Raw genomic sequence first — 15,803 nt, forward strand, 5'->3', positions numbered from 1 at the left:
ACGTGAAAGTGATCCGGAGGCGCCCTCCAGGTCACTTTCACGTGAAAGTGGCGCTTTGGTCGGGGACCGATCCTAACTGGGCTCTTCGGGCTCCCACGCGGGGTCGGTGGGAAGGCCTTCGCCCGACCACGCGGCGGCCGGGTCGGCGGCCATCGAGTTGGCCGACGCCACCTGGTTGCCGCCGCCGCGTTTGGCCTGGTACATGGCCGCGTCCGCGCGGGCGAGGACCTGCTCGCCGCGCTCCTGCGGCCGCAGCGAAACGAGCCCGATGGACAGCGTGACGCCGTGCGAAAGGTGGTGCGGCAGGCCCGCGACGGACTTCACCGCGCGGCCGAGCGCCATCTTCGCCGCGGACGCCGGCGTGCCCGGGAGCAGGACGATGAACTCGTCGCCGCCGTAGCGCGCCACGAGGTCGTCGCCGCGCAGCGCGTCACGCAGTGTGCTCGCGACGACACGAAGCACGTTGTCGCCTTCGGCGTGGGACTGCTTGTCGTTGACGCCCTTGAAGCCGTCGAGGTCGACCAGCGCGACGGCGAGGGGCTGCGCGTCGGCCGACGAGGCGAGCTGGCGCAGCTTCTCGTCCAGCGCGCGCCGGTTCGGCAGGCCGGTGAGCGGGTCCTGGAGGGCCTGCTGGGTGATCGCGCCGTGCTCGGCGGAGAGCCGTTCGTGTTCGCGACGCGCGTTCAGCGTGGCGATCTGCGACTCGCGCAGGCTCCACATCTCGCTCTCGAGGCGCCTCGCGTAGTCGATCAGCGACTCGCTGGCCCCGGACGCGTAGTCCGGCGTGGTGTCGAGGCGGGCCAGCTCGCGGACGATGTTCAGCCGCATCGACGGCTGGGAGGTGTCTTCGGTCAGCGACTCGCGGGCGTGCCGCAGCACGTCGAGGGCCTCTTCGCGGCGGCCGGCCTGGTCGAGGCAGCGGGCCAGCGCGATCGCGACGATCTCGCGTTCGCCCGGGTAGCCGGTGCCTTCGTGCAGTGCGCGGAGCCGGTCGATCTGGTCGGCGCTCGGGCTGTGCAGCGCTTGCGCCGAGGCGAGGACGCCGACTTGGTCGACGGCCGCGACGCCGGCCCGGCGCGGGAACAGCGACTCGGTGAACGGGCCTTCGGCGGCCGTCGCCATGGAGGCGGCGGTGCGGAACTTCTCGGCGCTCTCGTCGTACTCGTCGATGCGCTCGAGCCGCAGGCCCCAGCCGAGCAGCATCTTGACCCGGTTCATCAGCTGCAGCGTGATCTCGTGCGGGCTGGCGCTCTCGCGGATCGCGGAGGCGGCGCGGCCGATGACCTCTTCGGCCGCTTCGTAGACGCCGAGCTGGTTCAGCACGATCCAGCAGTCGTTCAGCGCCGACCACAGCATCCGGTTCCACGCGCGGATGCCGACCTGCCGGTTCGGGATCGCGGAGTCGTCGAGGATGGCCAGCGCGCGGGCGATCTCGGTGAGCGCGGGATCCTCCTGCGCGGCGATCACCAACCGGCGGCCGCGCAGCGCGTGCGCGTCGGCCCGCAGCAGGGCGAGTCCGTGCCGGCGGGTGTGCGCGAGCATCTCGTCGAGCCGGGGTTCGGCCTCCGCGGCCAGGCCCTTGGTGATCAGGCGGGCGATCGCGGACGCGCGCAGCAGCTGCGCGATCATCGTCGGCTCGCCGCGCCGCTGGGTCTCGTCGAGCAGCTCGTCCATCAGTTCGACGATCTGGAGCTGCTGGGTGTAGTCCTGCCGCTGGACCGCGGCGATCAGCTCCCGCGCTCGCCCGACGAGCCAGGCATCGGACATTTCGGCCAGCGCGGGACGCCTGGCCGCTACCGGGTCGGTCGCCTCGTCGGTCAGCGCCAACCTCCCGGTGTCGTGGGTTCGGGTCCTCTGAGCTGCTCCGCCGCCAGGATTCGAACCTGAACTGTCAGAACCAAAATCTGAAGTGCTGCCGATTACACTACGGCGGATCGATCCTGGTCAGGATAGCGACGATCGGGTGTCGTCCGCGCGCGGGCCGCGTTAGCGCCCCGTCCGGCGGGTACCCCGGTTCCGAAGGAGCTGTGTGAGGTCCAGGCACTCCCCAGTCGCCGAAACCTCCTGTACCGTAACTTACGGCATCGTAGGTTAGGTCACCCTTCGTAAAAGGGCACCCGTGCAGGAAGAAGTGAAGCGTATGACGGCCACGCTCGACCGATCTCAGCCCACCGGGGAGCCCTCGGCTCCCAAGGGGCCCAAACCTGTCACCGAAGGCACGCGCGGCATCGGCGTGCAGCTGTCGGTTTACTTCGGCGTGATCGCGCCGCTGGTGGCACTGCTGGTCGCAGTGCCCTTCGCCTGGGGCTGGGGACTGAGCTGGGTCGACGTCGGCATCTTCGTGGTGTTCTACGCGATCAGCGGGCTCGGCATCACCGTGTCGTACCACCGCTACTTCACGCACGGTTCGTTCAAGGCCAAGCAGTGGCTGCGCGTGGTCATGGCCATCGCCGGCAGCATCGCGCTGCAGGGCCCGGTCATCACCTGGGTCGCCGACCACCGCCGCCACCACGCGTTCTCCGACCGCGACGGCGACCCGCACTCGCCGTGGGCGTTCGGCACCTCGCCGTGGGCCATCGCCAAGGGCTTCTGGCACGCGCACATGGGCTGGCTGTTCGAGCGCGACCAGACCAACGCCGAGCGCTTCGCGCCCGACCTGGTGAAGGACCCGGCGATCAAGAAGGTCGACGACCTCTTCTGGCTGTGGGCACTGGTCAGCCTGACGCTGCCGGCGCTGCTGGGCGGGCTGATCTCGTGGTCGCTGTGGGGCGCGGTCACCGCGTTCTTCTGGGCCGGGCTGGTGCGCATCTGCGTGCTGCACCACGTGACGTGGTCGGTCAACTCGATCTGCCACATGATCGGCGAGCGCCCGTTCGCCGCCCGCGACAAGTCGGCGAACTTCTGGCCGCTGGCGATCTTTTCGTTCGGCGAGTCGTGGCACAACCTGCACCACGCCGACCCGACATCTGCGCGCCACGGCGTGAAGCGCGGCCAGATCGACATCTCCGCGCGGCTGATCTGGATCTTCGAAAAGTTCGGCTGGGTGCACGACGTGCGCTGGCCGACGCCGCAGCGATTGGCCCGAATCGCCACGGAGAAGAGCTGAGCAAGTAGGCTTCGCCGAGTGGCGGGGAGAAGACGTTCGAAGCGTGAGCAGGTCACCGGGGCGCGTCCGGTCGCCCCGGTGACGCGCGTCCGGATGACCGGTACCGAGCGACGTCAGCAATTGCTGAACGTGGCGCGGGCGCTGTTCGCCGAAAAGGGTTTCGACGGCACGTCGATCGAGGAGATCGCGCACCGCGCCAACGTGTCGAAACCCGTGGTGTACGAACACTTCGGCGGCAAAGAGGGCATCTACGCGGTGGTCGTCGACCGCGAAACGCAGTCGCTGCTGGACCGCATGGTGTCCACCCTGCACGGCGGCCACCCCCGCGTGATGCTGGAGCAGGCGGCGATCGCGTTGCTGTCGTACGTCGAGGATTCCCACGACGGCTTCCGCATTCTGGTCCGCGATTCCCCGGTGGCGAGTTCCACGGGGACGTTCTCGACGGTGCTGAACGACATCGCGAGCCAGGTGGAGCACATCCTGGCCCAGCAGTTCGCGGCGCGCGGCTACGACGAGAAACTGGCGGCGCTGTACGCGCAGGCTTTGGTGGGGATGGTCGCGCTGACCGGCCAGTGGTGGCTGGACGCGCGCAAGCCGAAGCGTGACGAGGTGGCGGCGCATTTGGTGAACCTGGCTTGGAACGGGCTGTCGCATTTGGAGGACAAGCCGAAGCTGCGGCTGCGCTAACCGAGCCGGCCTGTTTCGCGCAGGTGGTCGAAGATGATCTTGTCCACCGCCGAAACTCGGTCCCGGTCCGCGTATCCGAGCCACGCGATCTCTTCGATCTCGCTGCTCGCCCGCAGTGTTCCGGTGTACTCGGCCGTGAAGCACGTCATCCGCACTACGACGCCTGACGCCTTGCCATCCGCTTGCGCTTCGAAGATCCCCGCCGGCGCGATGGTCGGCTCGGCGATCGTCACCGTCAGCTCTTCGCGGATCTCGCGGACCAGCGTCTCGGCGTCCGTCTCGCCCGGCTCGCGTTTGCCGCCCGGGAGGTAGTAGACGTCCTTGCCGCGGGAGCGCGTGCTGAGGATCCGGCCTTCCACCACGTGGATCCACGCGATCTTGTCGATCATGTCCCGATCCTAGGCACTAAACTCGGGGGCATGGGGAACAGCAGGGAAGTAGTGGTGACAGGCGGCGGCACGGGCATCGGGTACGCCGTCGCGGCGGCGTTCGCCGAAGCGGGCGAGCGGGTCACGATCACCGGGCGCCGCCAGCAGGTGCTCACCGAAGCCGCGACGCTCCTGGGTGCGCGGCCCGTCGTGTTCGATGCCGCCGATGCAGCCGCGGTCGAAGCCGCACTCGGGGAGTTGCCGGACCGCGTCGACGTTCTCGTCAACAACGCCGGGGGCAACACCGACTTCATCGACAGCGACGGCGACGACGAAGGGCTGGCCGGCTTCGCGGCCGCGTTCGAGCGCAACCTCCGGTCCAATGTGGTCAGTGCCGCGCTGGTGACGCACGCGCTGCGTGACCGCTTCGCCGACGACGCGCGGATCGTCACCATCGGTTCGATCGCCGCCCGGACCGGCGCCGGTTCGTACGGGGCCGCGAAGGCCGCCGTCGAGGCGTGGAACATCAGCGTGGCGCAGGAGTTCGGGGCGCGCGGGATCACGGCGAACGTCGTCGCGCCCGGACTGATCGGCGACACGGAGTTCTTCCACGGCAAGCTTTCGGACCGCCGCCGGGAATGGCTGATCGGCAACACGATGAACAAGCGACCGGGCACGCCGGAAGACGTCGCCGCCGTCGTGACGTTCTTGGCGAGCCCCGCCGCCGGGCACGTCACCGGACAGGTGGTGCACGTCAACGGCGGGGCTCACCTGGGGAGATAGGGAACGTTGGATGCCGGGCCCCGAGCGCCAGGTCGGCGATGGCGCTCGGGGCCCGGCGCGGTGCTGCCGCGGGAACGCTTTCTTCGGACCGCGTCCAACACTCGTCGGGGGCGGGCGAAACTCCTGGTGTGAACCATGTTCCGCGATCCGCCACCCCGGCGGAAGTGTCCACGGCACCCGGCGGCCGTGCTTTTCTCATGTTCAGGCGGGCGTGACCTTCAGCAGCTTGTCGTCCGTTCCGTCCGAAGTCGTCACGTACAGCGCGCCGTCCGGGCCGCTGCGCACCGCGCGCAACCGGCCGAACTTGTCGTCGAACTCCGGGGGGAGCGTGACGTCCAGGACCTTGCCCGCCGCGTCCAAGTGGTACAGCAGGAGCTTCTGGCCCTTCAGTGCCACCACGACCAGCGCGCCGTCGTTCGGGCCCCACTGGGCGCCCGTCAGGAACGCGTCGCCGCTGATCGCCTCGGTGATCTTACCGGACGTCCACAGTGGACTCACCGCGTCCGGGAACCGCTTGAGGTCGGTCATCGGCACGCTCTCGTCGTAGCTCGAGTCCGTGCCGCCCTTCGACGGGTCCCAGCCGTAGTTCGCGCCCGGCTTCAGCAGGTTGACCTCGTCGTCGAAGGTCGGCCCGTGCTCGGCCGTGATCACCTGGCCGCTGCCCGGCCGGATCGCCACGCCCTGGACGTTGCGGTGGCCGAACGTGTAGATCAGCCGTTCCTTCGCGTTCGACGAGGTGATGAACGGGTTGTCCGGCAACGGGTTCCCGGTCTTCGCGTCCAGCCGCAGCACCTTGCCGCCCAGGGAATGGCGGTCCTGCGCGATCGACGCGCGCGCCGTGTCGCCGGTGCCGACCAGCAGCGCGCCGTCCGGGGCGAACGTCGGCCGGCAGCCGGAGTGCCGGCCGCTCGGGTTCACCGGCAGCCCGGTCAGCAGGTCCTTGACCTTCGAGGCGCTCGCGCCGTCCTCGGCCAGCTTCCACGTGACCAGCCGGATGTCGACGGCCTTGCCGCCCTCCTGGTGGTCCTGGCAGGTGATGAACTCGCGGCTGGTCGCGAAGTCCGGGCTGACGACCATGCCGAGCAGCCCGCCCTCGCCCTGCACGAGGACGTCGGAGAAGTCGGCCCGGACGTCGGTGGCCTGCCCGCCGCGGACCAGCGCGAGCTTGCCGGGCCGCTGCGGCACGAGGATGCCGCCGTCGGGCAGGAAGCCGATGTCCCAGCCGTGCTCCAGCCCGGCGGTCACCGTCTCGACCTTGAACTTCCCGGTCGACGCCGCCGGGGTGGCCGCCGGCGGGACGCTCTGGATGGGCGCGCTCGACGCCCCCGAACAGCCCGCGAACAGCAGGGACACCGCACCGATGAGACCCAGCACACACCGCATACGGCCCATCCTGCCATCAAGCGGTGAAATCGCCGTTCGCTGCCGTCTCCTTCAGGAACTCCAGGTCGGCCGAGCCGCGGAAGGAGTGCCCGGCGCCGGGCACCAGGTCCACCACGGCGCCCGCCGCTTCGAGCCGCCGCTTGGTCGTCGCGGAGTCGACCATGGCGTCCTCCGAGCCGGCGACGGCGTACACCGGCATGGTCAGCCGCCCCAGCGCCGCGTCGCCGAAGACCGGGAACGGGCCGGTGCGGTACCGGTAGTTCGCGGACACGAGCAGCTGGTGCTCCACGATCGGCGACGTCTCCGGCTCGCCCACGGTGCCGGCCACGGACTTCCGCCGTCCCCGCTCGCCGAGCAGGGACAGGAACACGGCCTTGACGACGAACCCCTTCTTCATCGGGCCGAGGCCGATCGGGCACCGCAGCGCCAGCGCGGCGACGCGCTCGGGCCGCCGGGTCGCGTAGTCGAGCGCGAGCCAGCCGCCGAACGACGACGTCAGGAAGGCCGCCCGTGAGACGCCGAAGTGGTCCAGCACGGCGTCCAGCCAGCGCGCGTACCGGTCGCTGCCGAGCGGTGGCCGTGTCTCGGCGCTCATCCCCGGCTCGCCGATGACGTCGACCGCGTACACCCGGAACCGTTCGATCAGCGCCGGGATCCGGGGCGCCCACTCCGCCGAGGTGCTGCCGGAGCCGTGGAGCAGCACCAGCGGCGGCGCGCTTTCCGGGCCGGAGACCAGGACGAACGTCTCGCCTTCGGGAGTCGGCACGCGCACTTCGTCGCGCGGGACGGGCCAGCTCTTCAGTGCTTCGAGGTAGCGCTCACGCAGAAGGCGAGCTCCGGCTTCGGACTTGTATATCGGCATGCAAAGTACTCTATCCTTCCCTATCAAGTGGATAAATAGGGATTGATCATGATCCTGGATGCACCAGTCCGGATTCGTAGGCGAAGACCACCGCGTGTACCCGGTCGCGCAGCCGCAGCTTGCCGAGGATCCGCCCGACGTGGGTCTTCACCGTCGTCTCGCCGATGTAGAGCTTCGCCGCGATCTCGCCGTTGGAGTGCCCGCGCGCGATGAGCCCGAGCACGTCCTTCTCGCGCTCGGTCAGCACGCCGAGCTTCGCGACGTCGACCGGATCGCGGTCGTCGGCGAGGTAGCGGTCGAGCAGGCGCCGCGTCACCGACGGCGAAACCATCGAGTCGCCGCGCAGGACGCCCCGGATCGCCACGAGCATCTCTTCCGACGGCGCGTCCTTCACCAGGAACCCGCTGGCACCCGCGCGCAGGGCGGCGTACGCGTACTCGTCGAGGTCGAACGTCGTGATGATCAGGACGCGCACGTCCGGCAGCTCGGCGCAGATCCGCCCGGTCGCCGTGACGCCGTCGAGCACCGGCATCCGGACGTCCATCAGCACCAGGTCCGGCCGCAGCTCCCGGGCCTTCGCGACGGCCTCCTCGCCGTTCGCGGCCTCGGCCACGACGACGAGGCCGTCCTGGCTTTCGACGATCATCCGCAGCCCGACGCGCACCAGCTCCTGGTCGTCGCAGAGCAGCACCCGCGTGGTCACGACCCGACCACCAGGCTCGCGCGCACCCGGTAGCCGCCGTCCGGCAGCGGCCCGGCCGTCAGCTCCCCGTGGTACATCTCGACGCGCTGGCGCATCCCGGCCAGCCCGTGCCCGGACGAGGGCAACGCCGGCGCGGGCAGGGCCCGGCCGCCGGTGTTCGTCACCTCGATCCGGACCTCCGCCGGTTCGAACGCGACTTCGACGCGGCCGGTCGCGTCGGCCGGGGCGTGCTTGATCATGTTGGTCAGGGCCTCCTGGACGATCCGGTACGCCTGCAGCGCGGCGCTCGCGGACAGGCCACCGGGGTCGCCGGTGACCTCGAGCGCGACGGCGCGCCCGCACTGCTCGACCAGCTCGCGCAGCTCGCCGGCGCTCGGCTGGGGACTGCGCGCCGCCTGGCCGGCGTGCAGGACCTCGAGGAGCCGCCGCAGCTCGGCGAGCGCGTCCCGGCCGGTGCGGCCGATCGTGTCGAGCGTGCGGTCGACGGCCTCGGGGTCGCGGTGGCGGGCGAGCTTCGCGCCCTCGGCGTTCAGCACGATGACGCTCATGCTGTGCGCGAGGACGTCGTGGAGCTCGCGCGCGATGCGGGCGCGTTCCTCCGCGACGGCCGCGCGTGACTGGGCGTCGGCGCGCTTCTCCTCCTCCGCGGTGAGCTGTTCCTGCTTGCGGAAGAACTCCCCGAGCGCCCACGCCGCGATGTGCAGCGGCAGGACGCTGATGATCATGAACGCCGGGTTCGGGGAGTAGCCACCCCAGACGGCGACCCACTGGACGTCGAGCGTGACGACGGCGACGGCGGTCAGCGCGGCGAACCGGCGGTCTCCCAGCTTCACCAGGGTGAACAGCACCACCGCCATGGCCAGCTCGGTGCGGCCGCGGTCGTACGCCCAGATCTCGGTGAGGTACACCGCCACCGCCCCGGCGATGACCAGCACCGCGACGGTCCGCGGGAACCGGCGGCGGACCAGCAGCGGGAGCAGGAACAGCAGCGAAAGCGCGCGGACGCCCCAGGAGCCGGCGTCGTTCATGTTCGGGCCCAGCAACAGGAAGACCGCGTACAGCGGCAGGTCCACCGTCCACCGGTGCCTGCGTACCCACACCACCAGTCTCTCCACGCAGCGAACGTAATGCCGGAACCCGGTCCGGGTCGTCATCCCTTCGGCCCGACCGTGTCCTCCCCGGGGAGGACGAGACCGGCCGATCCGGCGGATTCGCGGCCACCGGCACCGTTCCTAACGTCGGGATCATGTCGATCACCAGGGAATTCCTCCGCCACCCGATGCTGACGGGCGCGATCGCGCCCAGCTCACCGCGGCTGGCCGAAACGATGACCGCGGGCCTCGGCCTGGAACGCGCGTCGCGCGTCGCCGAGCTCGGTCCGGGCACCGGCGTGTTCACCGAAGCGGTCCTCGCGCTGCTTCGCCCCGAAGCACGCCTGACCGCTTACGAGATCAACCCGCGTTTCGCGGCCTCCGTCAGGGAACGCTTTCCACAGGCCGACGTAGTCACCGGCTCGGCGGAACACCTCGACGTGCCCGACCTCGACGTCGTCGTCTCGGGCCTGCCCTGGACGGCGATGACCGCGGACCGGCAGCACCGCATCCTCGACGCGGTCACGGCCGCGCTCGCCCCGAACGGCCGGTTCACGACGTTCGCGTACGCCCACGCGGCCTGGACGCCACCCGCGCGTCACTTCGCGGCTTCACTGCGAAGCCGTTTCGCTGTCGTAGAGCGCACTTCGGTCGTCTGGGCGAACCTGCCGCCCGCGTTCGTCTACCGCGCGGCGCTCCCGGTCGCGGTGGGGAGGGCGAGCCATGGACAGCCTGCTGCGGCCACTGCTTGACGCGCCCGCACCGGTCGTCTACCTCGTCTGCGCGGTGCTGATCACGGCGGAAACCGCGCTGCTGCCCGGAGTCGTGCTCCCGACGCTGTCGGCGTTGCTGCTCATGGGCTTCCTCGCCGAGCGGGGCACGCTCCACCTCGGGCTCGCCTTGCCGGTGGCCGTGCTCGCGGCCGTCCTCGGCGACCAGCTCGCGTACCTGGAAGGTCGGCGGCTCCGCCGGTCCCGGCTCGCCCGCCGCGTCGGCCAGGACCGCTGGGACCGCGCCGAAGCGGCGGTCGCGCGCTACGGCGTCCCGGCGGTGATCGCCGGCCGTTGCCTGGCCGGCGCCCGGACGCTCGTGCCGCGTGTCGCGGGCTCGGCGGCGATGCCGTACCGCCGGTTCGCCGTCGGCAGCGTGTGCGCGGCCGTGCTGTGGGCGAGCGCGGAGCTGCTGGCGGGTCACCTCACGGCGCTGGTGCTGTGAAGGCGCTCCGCGGTTTCGGCGTCCGCGGGCAGGAACGTCTCCAGCTTGAGCTCCGACACCGTGACGTCGGCGGCGGTCGCGAACGTCGTGATCGCCGTGATCAGCCGGAGCTCACCGACCGAAGTGGACAGTCGTACGGGCACGGCGAACCCGAGGTGGCCCTCGCCCGGCGGACGCTCCGGCGGCAGGTACCCCGTCAGCTCGGCGAGCTGCGCGGCGAGCCGCTCGTCCGGGGTGCGCGCGAGGTCGTTGCGGAGCCGCTCGAGGATGTGCCGGGCCCAGTCGTCGAGGTTCTGCACGCGCGGCGCCATCCCGCGCGGGTGTAGCGCGAGCCGCAGCGTGTCGACCGGTTCTTCGAGGAGCTCCGGCGCGACATCCTCGATGAGCAGGGAGAACGCGTCGTTCTTCGCGACGAGCACGCCGTAGCGGTCGACGACGATCGCGGGGTAGGGGCGGTGGCCGTCGAGCAGCCGCCGCAGCCCGTCGAGCACCGGCTTGATCGCCGGGTCGTCGAGCCGCGTCTCGGGGTACGACGGCGCGAAACCGGCGGCGAAGAGCAGGCCGTTGCGCTCGCGCAGGGGCAGTTCGAGCGACTCGGCGACGCGCAGCACCATGCCGCGGCCGGGGAGCGAGCGCCCGCTCTCCATGAAGCTCACGTGCCGCTGCGTCGTCCCGGCCCGCAACGCCAGGTCGAGCTGGCTGAGGTGCCGCCGCGTGCGCCAGCCCTTGAGCGCCGTTCCGAAGTTCACGGTCCCATCCTGCTCGCCCTCGCCATTCCCCGCGGGGAATTGAGGGCATTCCCCGCTTCGGCGACGCTCGCGGCATGACGAACTACGGCCTGGTCGTGCCGACCTACCAGCCCATCCTCGACGCCGGGCGGACCGCGCCCGAGCTGGTCGACGTCGCCGTCTCCGCCGAAGAGCTCGGCCTCGACTCGGTCTGGGTGGGCGACACCCTCGCGCGGGCTCCGCTGGACGCTTTCGCGGTGCTGGGTGCCTTCGCCGCCCGGACTTCGCGGGTGACGCTGGGGACGTCCGCGCTGCTCCCGGCGTTGCGGGACCCGGTTCTTTCGGCGAACCAGCTGCTGTCACTCGACCTGCTCAGCGGCGGCCGCCTCACGGTCGCGGTCGGCGCGGGGTTCGCCGGGCGCAGCGAGCCGGAGTTCGCGTTCGTGGGGGTGCCGTGGTCCAGGCGGCGGGCTCGCCTCGACGACATCGTGGGCCTGTGGCGGGCCGCGTGGAGCGGCTCTGCTTCGTTTCACGGATCGGTGCTGCACTACGACTCGCTGCCGTCCTTTCCCGCGCCCGCGCGGCCGGGCGGCCCGCCGGTGTGGCTGGCGGCGTACACGCCGGGAGCGCTGGAGCGCGTGGGCCGGCTGTACGACGGCTGGCTGCCCTACCCGCCGGACCCCGCGGACTACGTGTCCGGCCTGGCCCGGATCCGCGCTCTGTCGTCGCGCCCGGTGACCCCGGGGTTGTTCGCGACGGTCCTGGTCGAGGACGACGTCAGTCGGGGACGCGCGCTGCTGGAGGAGTACTGCCAACGCAACTACGGGATGCCCGCGGACTTCGTGCAGGGGATCCAGATGCAGGTGACGGGGTCGGCGGCGGAGGTGGCTTCGCGCCTTCGTGAGTACGAAGGCGCGGAGCACGTGCTGCTGCGGATCGCGAGCACGGACCCGAAGGTGTTCGACGAGCAGCTGCCCCGGGTCGCCGAGGTCGCGAACCTGCTCCGCTGTTGACGGGTTGCCAGCGCCCCAATGTGGCATTGGGTGCGTTGAATCAGCACTGCGGCGCGAAGCGCCTCCGTTGAGGGTGGCGGTGGGGGCATGGGAGGAGCACCGAACGCCACATTGGGTGCGTGGGGCGCACCGAACGCCGCATTGGGTGCGTGGGACGCACCGAACGCCGCATTGGGGCGCTCCGGCCCGCGACCAGCCGTGATCGGAAACCTGTCGGGGGTGGCACGTAGGCTGGGACCGTGACCGACGCTCCACTGTCCGGACTCCTCACCGCCACCCTTCCCGACCCGGCCCTGCGCGGCGTGGTCGAGCGCGCCGGTGCGCCGCTGCTCGAGCTGCAAGGCCCGATCGCCGCCCGGCAGCTCGTCGCGGCCGCCCTCGCCGCCGACGAGGGTGCGGCCAGGCCCGTCCTCGCCGTGACCGCCACCGGCCGCGAGGCCGACGAGCTGACCGCGTCCCTCGGCGCGCTGCTGGGCAGCGACCGGGTCGCCGACTTCCCCTCCTGGGAGACCCTCCCGCACGAGCGGCTCTCCCCGCGTGCCGACACCGTCGGCCGCCGGCTGGAGGTGCTGCACCGGCTCAAGACCGAGGACGACACGCTGCGCGTCGTCGTCGCGACCGTCCGCAGCCTCATCCAGCCCATGGCCCCCGGCCTCGGCTCGCTCGCCCCGGTCGACCTCGTCGTGGGTGAAGAACAAAGTTTCGAAGGCCTCCTCGAACGGCTCGTCGAGCTGGCCTACGTCCGCGTCGACATGGTCGAGAAGCGCGGCGAGTTCGCCGTCCGCGGCGGCATCCTCGACCTGTTCGGGCCGACCGCGCAGCACCCCGTCCGCGTCGAGTTCTGGGGCGACGAGGTCAGCGAGATCCGCGCGTTCGCCGTCTCCGACCAGCGGTCGCTGCCCGGCGAGATCCCGCGCGTCACCGCGCCGCCGTGCCGTGAGCTGCTGCTCACGCCGCCGGTCAAGGAGAAGGCCGCGGAGCTGGCGACGACGTACGAGGCCGACGCCCACCTGGCCGAGATGCTCACCAAGCTCGCCGACGGCATCCCGGTCGAGGGCATGGAGGCCCTCATCCCGGTGCTCTGCGAAGGCGAGCTGGAGCTGCTCACCGACGCGATGCCGATCGGCACCCACGTCCTGCTCGCCGACCCGGAGAAGATCCGGGCCCGGGCCGCCGACCTCGTCCGCACCGGCCAGGAGTTCCTCGAAGCGTCCTGGACGACGGCCGCGGCGGGCGGCCAGGCCCCGATCGACCTCGGCGCGTCCGCCTACCGCGGGCTCGACGAGATCGCGTCCCACGCCCAGGACACCAAGCGCTCCTGGTGGACGCTCACCCAGCTGACCAGCGAAGACCCGGACGTCTACCGCGTCTCGGTCGACGCCGCTCCCGCCTACCGCGGCGAGCTCGAGCGCGCGACGGCGGACCTGCGCGCGCACATCGCGTCGGGCGGCACGGCGGTGCTCGTCGTCGCCGGGCACGGCACCGCGGCTCGCGCGGTCGAGCAGTTCTCGGCCGCCGACGTCCCGGCCGCGCTGGCCGGCGACGGCCTGAAGAGCGCGCCGGCCCCGGGCGTCGTCACGGTCACCTGCGGCGGCCTGACGGATGGCTTCCTCTCGCCGGAACGCGCCCTGGTCGTGCTCACCGAGTCGGACCTGACCGGGCGCGGCTCGGGTGCCGGAACGTCCACAAAGGACCTCACCACCAAGATGCCGTCCCGGCGGCGCAACGCCGTCGACCCGCTGGCGCTGAAGGCCGGCGACTACGTCGTGCACGAGCAGCACGGCATCGGCCGGTTCGTCGAGATGGTCCAGCGGACGGTCGCCGGCGCCACCCGCGAGTACCTGCTGCTGGAGTACGGCTCGTCCAAGCGCGGGCACCCGGGCGACCGGCTGTTCGTGCCGACCGACCAGCTCGACGAGGTCTCCAAGTACGTCGGCGGCGAGCTGCCGACGCTGAACAAGCTCGGCGGCTCCGACTGGAAGAACACCAAGGCCAGGGCCAAGAAGGCGGTCAAGGAGATCGCCGCCGAGCTCGTGCAGCTCTACGCCGCGCGCCAGGCCGCGCCCGGGCACGCGTTCGGCCCGGACACGCCGTGGCAGGGCGAGCTGGAAGACGCCTTCCCGTTCACCGAGACCAACGACCAGCTCGCCGCGATCGACGAGGTCAAGGCCGACATGGAACGCGGCGTCCCGATGGACCGCGTCATCTGCGGCGACGTCGGCTACGGCAAGACGGAGATCGCCGTCCGCGCCGCGTTCAAGGCGGTGCAGGACGGCAAGCAGGTCGCGGTCCTCGTCCCGACGACGCTGCTCGCCCAGCAGCACCTCAACACGTTCCAGGAGCGGATGCGCTCGTTCCCGGTGACGATCAAGGGCCTGTCCCGGTTCACGAACAAGACCGAGTCGGACATCATCCTGGAGCAGCTCGCCGGCGGCGAGGTCGACATCGTCATCGGCACGCACCGCCTGCTGCAGACCGGAATCCGCTACAAGGACCTCGGTCTCGTGATCGTCGACGAGGAGCAGCGCTTCGGCGTCGAGCACAAGGAGCACATCAAGGCGCTGCGCACGCACGTCGACGTGCTGACGATGTCCGCGACGCCGATCCCGCGCACGCTGGAGATGTCGCTGGCGGGCATCCGCGAGATGTCGACGATCCTCACCCCGCCGGAAGACCGGCACCCGATCCTGACCTACGTCGGCACGTACGACGACAAGCAGGTCGGCGCGGCCATCCGGCGCGAATTGCTGCGAGACGGCCAGGTGTTCTACGTCCACAACCGCGTCTCGTCGATCGAGAAGGCGGCGCGGCACATCCGGGAGCTGGTGCCGGAGGCGCGCGTCGTCACCGCGCACGGCCAGATGAACGAGGACAAGCTCGAGAAGATCATCCAGGGTTTCTGGGAGAACGAGTACGACGTCCTCGTGTGCACCACGATCGTCGAGACCGGGCTGGACATCTCGAACGCGAACACGCTGCTGGTCGAGCGCGGCGACCTGCTCGGGCTGGCCCAGCTGCACCAGCTGCGCGGCCGCGTCGGACGTGGCCGTGACCGCGGGTACGCGTACTTCCTGTACCCGCCGGAAGCGCCGCTGACGGAGACGGCCCACGACCGCCTGGCGACGATCGCCCAGAACACCGAGCTCGGTGCGGGCATGGCGGTCGCGATGAAGGACCTGGAGATCCGCGGCGCGGGCAACATCCTCGGCGCGGAGCAGTCCGGGCACATCGCGGGGGTCGGGTTCGACCTGTACGTGCGGTTGGTCGGCGAAGCGGTCGACGCGTTCAGGCGCCACGCGGGCGCGGAGCCGGCGGAGGACGAGGAGCTGGCCGACGTCCGCGTCGACCTCCCGATCGACGCCCACCTCCCGCACGACTACGTCCCGGGCGAAAGGTTGCGGCTGGAGGCGTACCGCAAGATCGCGGCGGCGCCGGACACCGAGGGCCTGGACGCGGTCCGCGAAGAGCTGATCGACCGCTACGGCCGGCCGCCGGCGCCGGTGAACCGGTTGCTGGCGGTGGCGCGGTTCCGGCACACGTGCCGCGAGGCGGGCGTGACGGAGGTGGCGGTCCAGGGCAACACGATCCGGTTCGCGCCGCTGCCGCTGCAGGACTCGCAGATGGTCCGGTTGAAGCGGCTGTACCCGAAGGCGACGTTCAAGGCCGTGACGAACACGGTCTCGGTCCCGAAGCCCACGGAAGGCCCGGCCGGCGGCCGCATCGGTGCGCCGACGCTGCGGGACGAAGAGCTGCTCGACTGGTGCACGAAGCTGCTGAACCAGCTGACGAAGAAGCCCGCCACCGTGTAACGCGCTGCGGACACCTGACGCCACATCGGGGGAACTCTCGTTGTGGCGTCAGGGT

The 15,803-nt window shown here is 71.0% G+C and carries 14 protein-coding genes and 1 tRNA gene; 7 read left to right on the forward strand and 8 right to left on the reverse strand.

The features are described from left to right. Window positions 1-72: 72 nt before the first annotated feature. On the reverse strand, window positions 73-1,827 hold the full coding sequence (locus ACZ4TR_RS07045; protein ID WP_465286124.1) for a GGDEF domain-containing protein: 1,755 nt from the start codon (window positions 1,825-1,827) through the stop codon (window positions 73-75). A 35-nt stretch (window positions 1,828-1,862) separates the two neighbouring features. Continuing rightward, window positions 1,863-1,934: transfer RNA gene (locus ACZ4TR_RS07050), tRNA-Gln, on the reverse strand. 206 nt (window positions 1,935-2,140) lie between these two features. Here ACZ4TR_RS07050 and ACZ4TR_RS07055 point away from each other — a divergent pair. Both ACZ4TR_RS07055 and ACZ4TR_RS07060 read left to right on the forward strand, forming a co-directional pair. After that, window positions 2,141-3,106: an acyl-CoA desaturase gene (locus ACZ4TR_RS07055; protein ID WP_465286125.1), complete on the forward strand. Its 966-nt coding sequence runs from the start codon at window positions 2,141-2,143 to the stop codon at window positions 3,104-3,106. A gap of 93 nt (window positions 3,107-3,199) precedes the next feature. After that, window positions 3,200-3,793 carry a TetR/AcrR family transcriptional regulator gene (locus ACZ4TR_RS07060; protein ID WP_364523698.1) on the forward strand — a complete coding sequence of 198 codons (594 nt, stop codon included), beginning with the start codon at window positions 3,200-3,202 and terminating at the stop codon, window positions 3,791-3,793. On the opposite strand, the gene ACZ4TR_RS07065 is transcribed toward ACZ4TR_RS07060, so the two are convergent. Further along, window positions 3,790-4,182 carry an NUDIX hydrolase gene (locus ACZ4TR_RS07065; RefSeq protein ID WP_465286126.1) on the reverse strand — a complete coding sequence of 131 codons (393 nt, stop codon included), beginning with the start codon at window positions 4,180-4,182 and terminating at the stop codon, window positions 3,790-3,792. The genes ACZ4TR_RS07060 and ACZ4TR_RS07065 overlap by 4 nt on opposite strands. Before the next feature lie 30 nt (window positions 4,183-4,212). On the opposite strand from ACZ4TR_RS07065, the gene ACZ4TR_RS07070 reads away from it, so the two are divergent. Then, window positions 4,213-4,944, forward strand: coding sequence for an SDR family oxidoreductase (locus ACZ4TR_RS07070; protein WP_465286127.1), 732 nt, complete (start codon window positions 4,213-4,215; stop codon window positions 4,942-4,944). A gap of 201 nt (window positions 4,945-5,145) precedes the next feature. Here the strand turns inward: ACZ4TR_RS07070 and ACZ4TR_RS07075 are convergent, their stop codons facing one another. The 4 genes from ACZ4TR_RS07075 to ACZ4TR_RS07090 are packed head-to-tail and all read right to left on the reverse strand — an operon-like array spanning window position 5,146 to window position 9,007. Continuing rightward, window positions 5,146-6,327 (reverse strand): PQQ-dependent sugar dehydrogenase, encoded by a 1,182-nt coding sequence (locus ACZ4TR_RS07075; protein WP_465286128.1) that lies wholly within the window; start codon window positions 6,325-6,327, stop codon window positions 5,146-5,148. Between the two features lie 16 nt (window positions 6,328-6,343). Beyond that, window positions 6,344-7,189, reverse strand: coding sequence for an alpha/beta fold hydrolase (locus ACZ4TR_RS07080; RefSeq protein ID WP_465286129.1), 846 nt, complete (start codon window positions 7,187-7,189; stop codon window positions 6,344-6,346). Window positions 7,190-7,235: 46 nt separating this feature from the next. Next, window positions 7,236-7,892 carry a response regulator gene (locus ACZ4TR_RS07085; protein WP_465286130.1) on the reverse strand — a complete coding sequence of 219 codons (657 nt, stop codon included), beginning with the start codon at window positions 7,890-7,892 and terminating at the stop codon, window positions 7,236-7,238. Beyond that, window positions 7,889-9,007: a sensor histidine kinase gene (locus tag ACZ4TR_RS07090; protein ID WP_465286131.1), complete on the reverse strand. Its 1,119-nt coding sequence runs from the start codon at window positions 9,005-9,007 to the stop codon at window positions 7,889-7,891. The genes ACZ4TR_RS07085 and ACZ4TR_RS07090 overlap by 4 nt, the downstream gene beginning before the upstream one ends. A gap of 131 nt (window positions 9,008-9,138) precedes the next feature. Here ACZ4TR_RS07090 and ACZ4TR_RS07095 point away from each other — a divergent pair, with 131 nt between their 5' ends. Then, window positions 9,139-9,735 (forward strand): class I SAM-dependent methyltransferase, encoded by a 597-nt coding sequence (locus ACZ4TR_RS07095; RefSeq protein WP_465286132.1) that lies wholly within the window; start codon window positions 9,139-9,141, stop codon window positions 9,733-9,735. Next, a complete protein-coding gene (locus ACZ4TR_RS07100) occupies window positions 9,707-10,198 on the forward strand; it encodes a DedA family protein (RefSeq protein WP_465286133.1) in 492 nt (163 codons plus the stop codon). Before ACZ4TR_RS07095 ends, ACZ4TR_RS07100 begins: the two co-directional genes overlap by 29 nt. Here ACZ4TR_RS07100 and ACZ4TR_RS07105 read toward each other — a convergent pair. Continuing rightward, on the reverse strand, window positions 10,174-10,947 hold the full coding sequence (locus ACZ4TR_RS07105; RefSeq protein ID WP_465286134.1) for an MmyB family transcriptional regulator: 774 nt from the start codon (window positions 10,945-10,947) through the stop codon (window positions 10,174-10,176). The genes ACZ4TR_RS07100 and ACZ4TR_RS07105 overlap by 25 nt on opposite strands. Window positions 10,948-11,021: 74 nt before the next feature. On the opposite strand from ACZ4TR_RS07105, the gene ACZ4TR_RS07110 reads away from it, so the two are divergent. Both ACZ4TR_RS07110 and mfd read left to right on the forward strand, forming a co-directional pair. Then, complete coding sequence (locus tag ACZ4TR_RS07110; protein WP_465286135.1) at window positions 11,022-11,939, forward strand: LLM class flavin-dependent oxidoreductase; 918 nt, start codon at window positions 11,022-11,024, stop codon at window positions 11,937-11,939. A gap of 254 nt (window positions 11,940-12,193) precedes the next feature. Continuing rightward, on the forward strand, window positions 12,194-15,748 hold the full coding sequence (gene mfd / locus ACZ4TR_RS07115) for a transcription-repair coupling factor (protein WP_465286310.1): 3,555 nt from the start codon (window positions 12,194-12,196) through the stop codon (window positions 15,746-15,748). Window positions 15,749-15,803 lie beyond the last annotated feature (55 nt).

Source organism: Amycolatopsis sp. NPDC028719, from assembly GCF_055565395.1.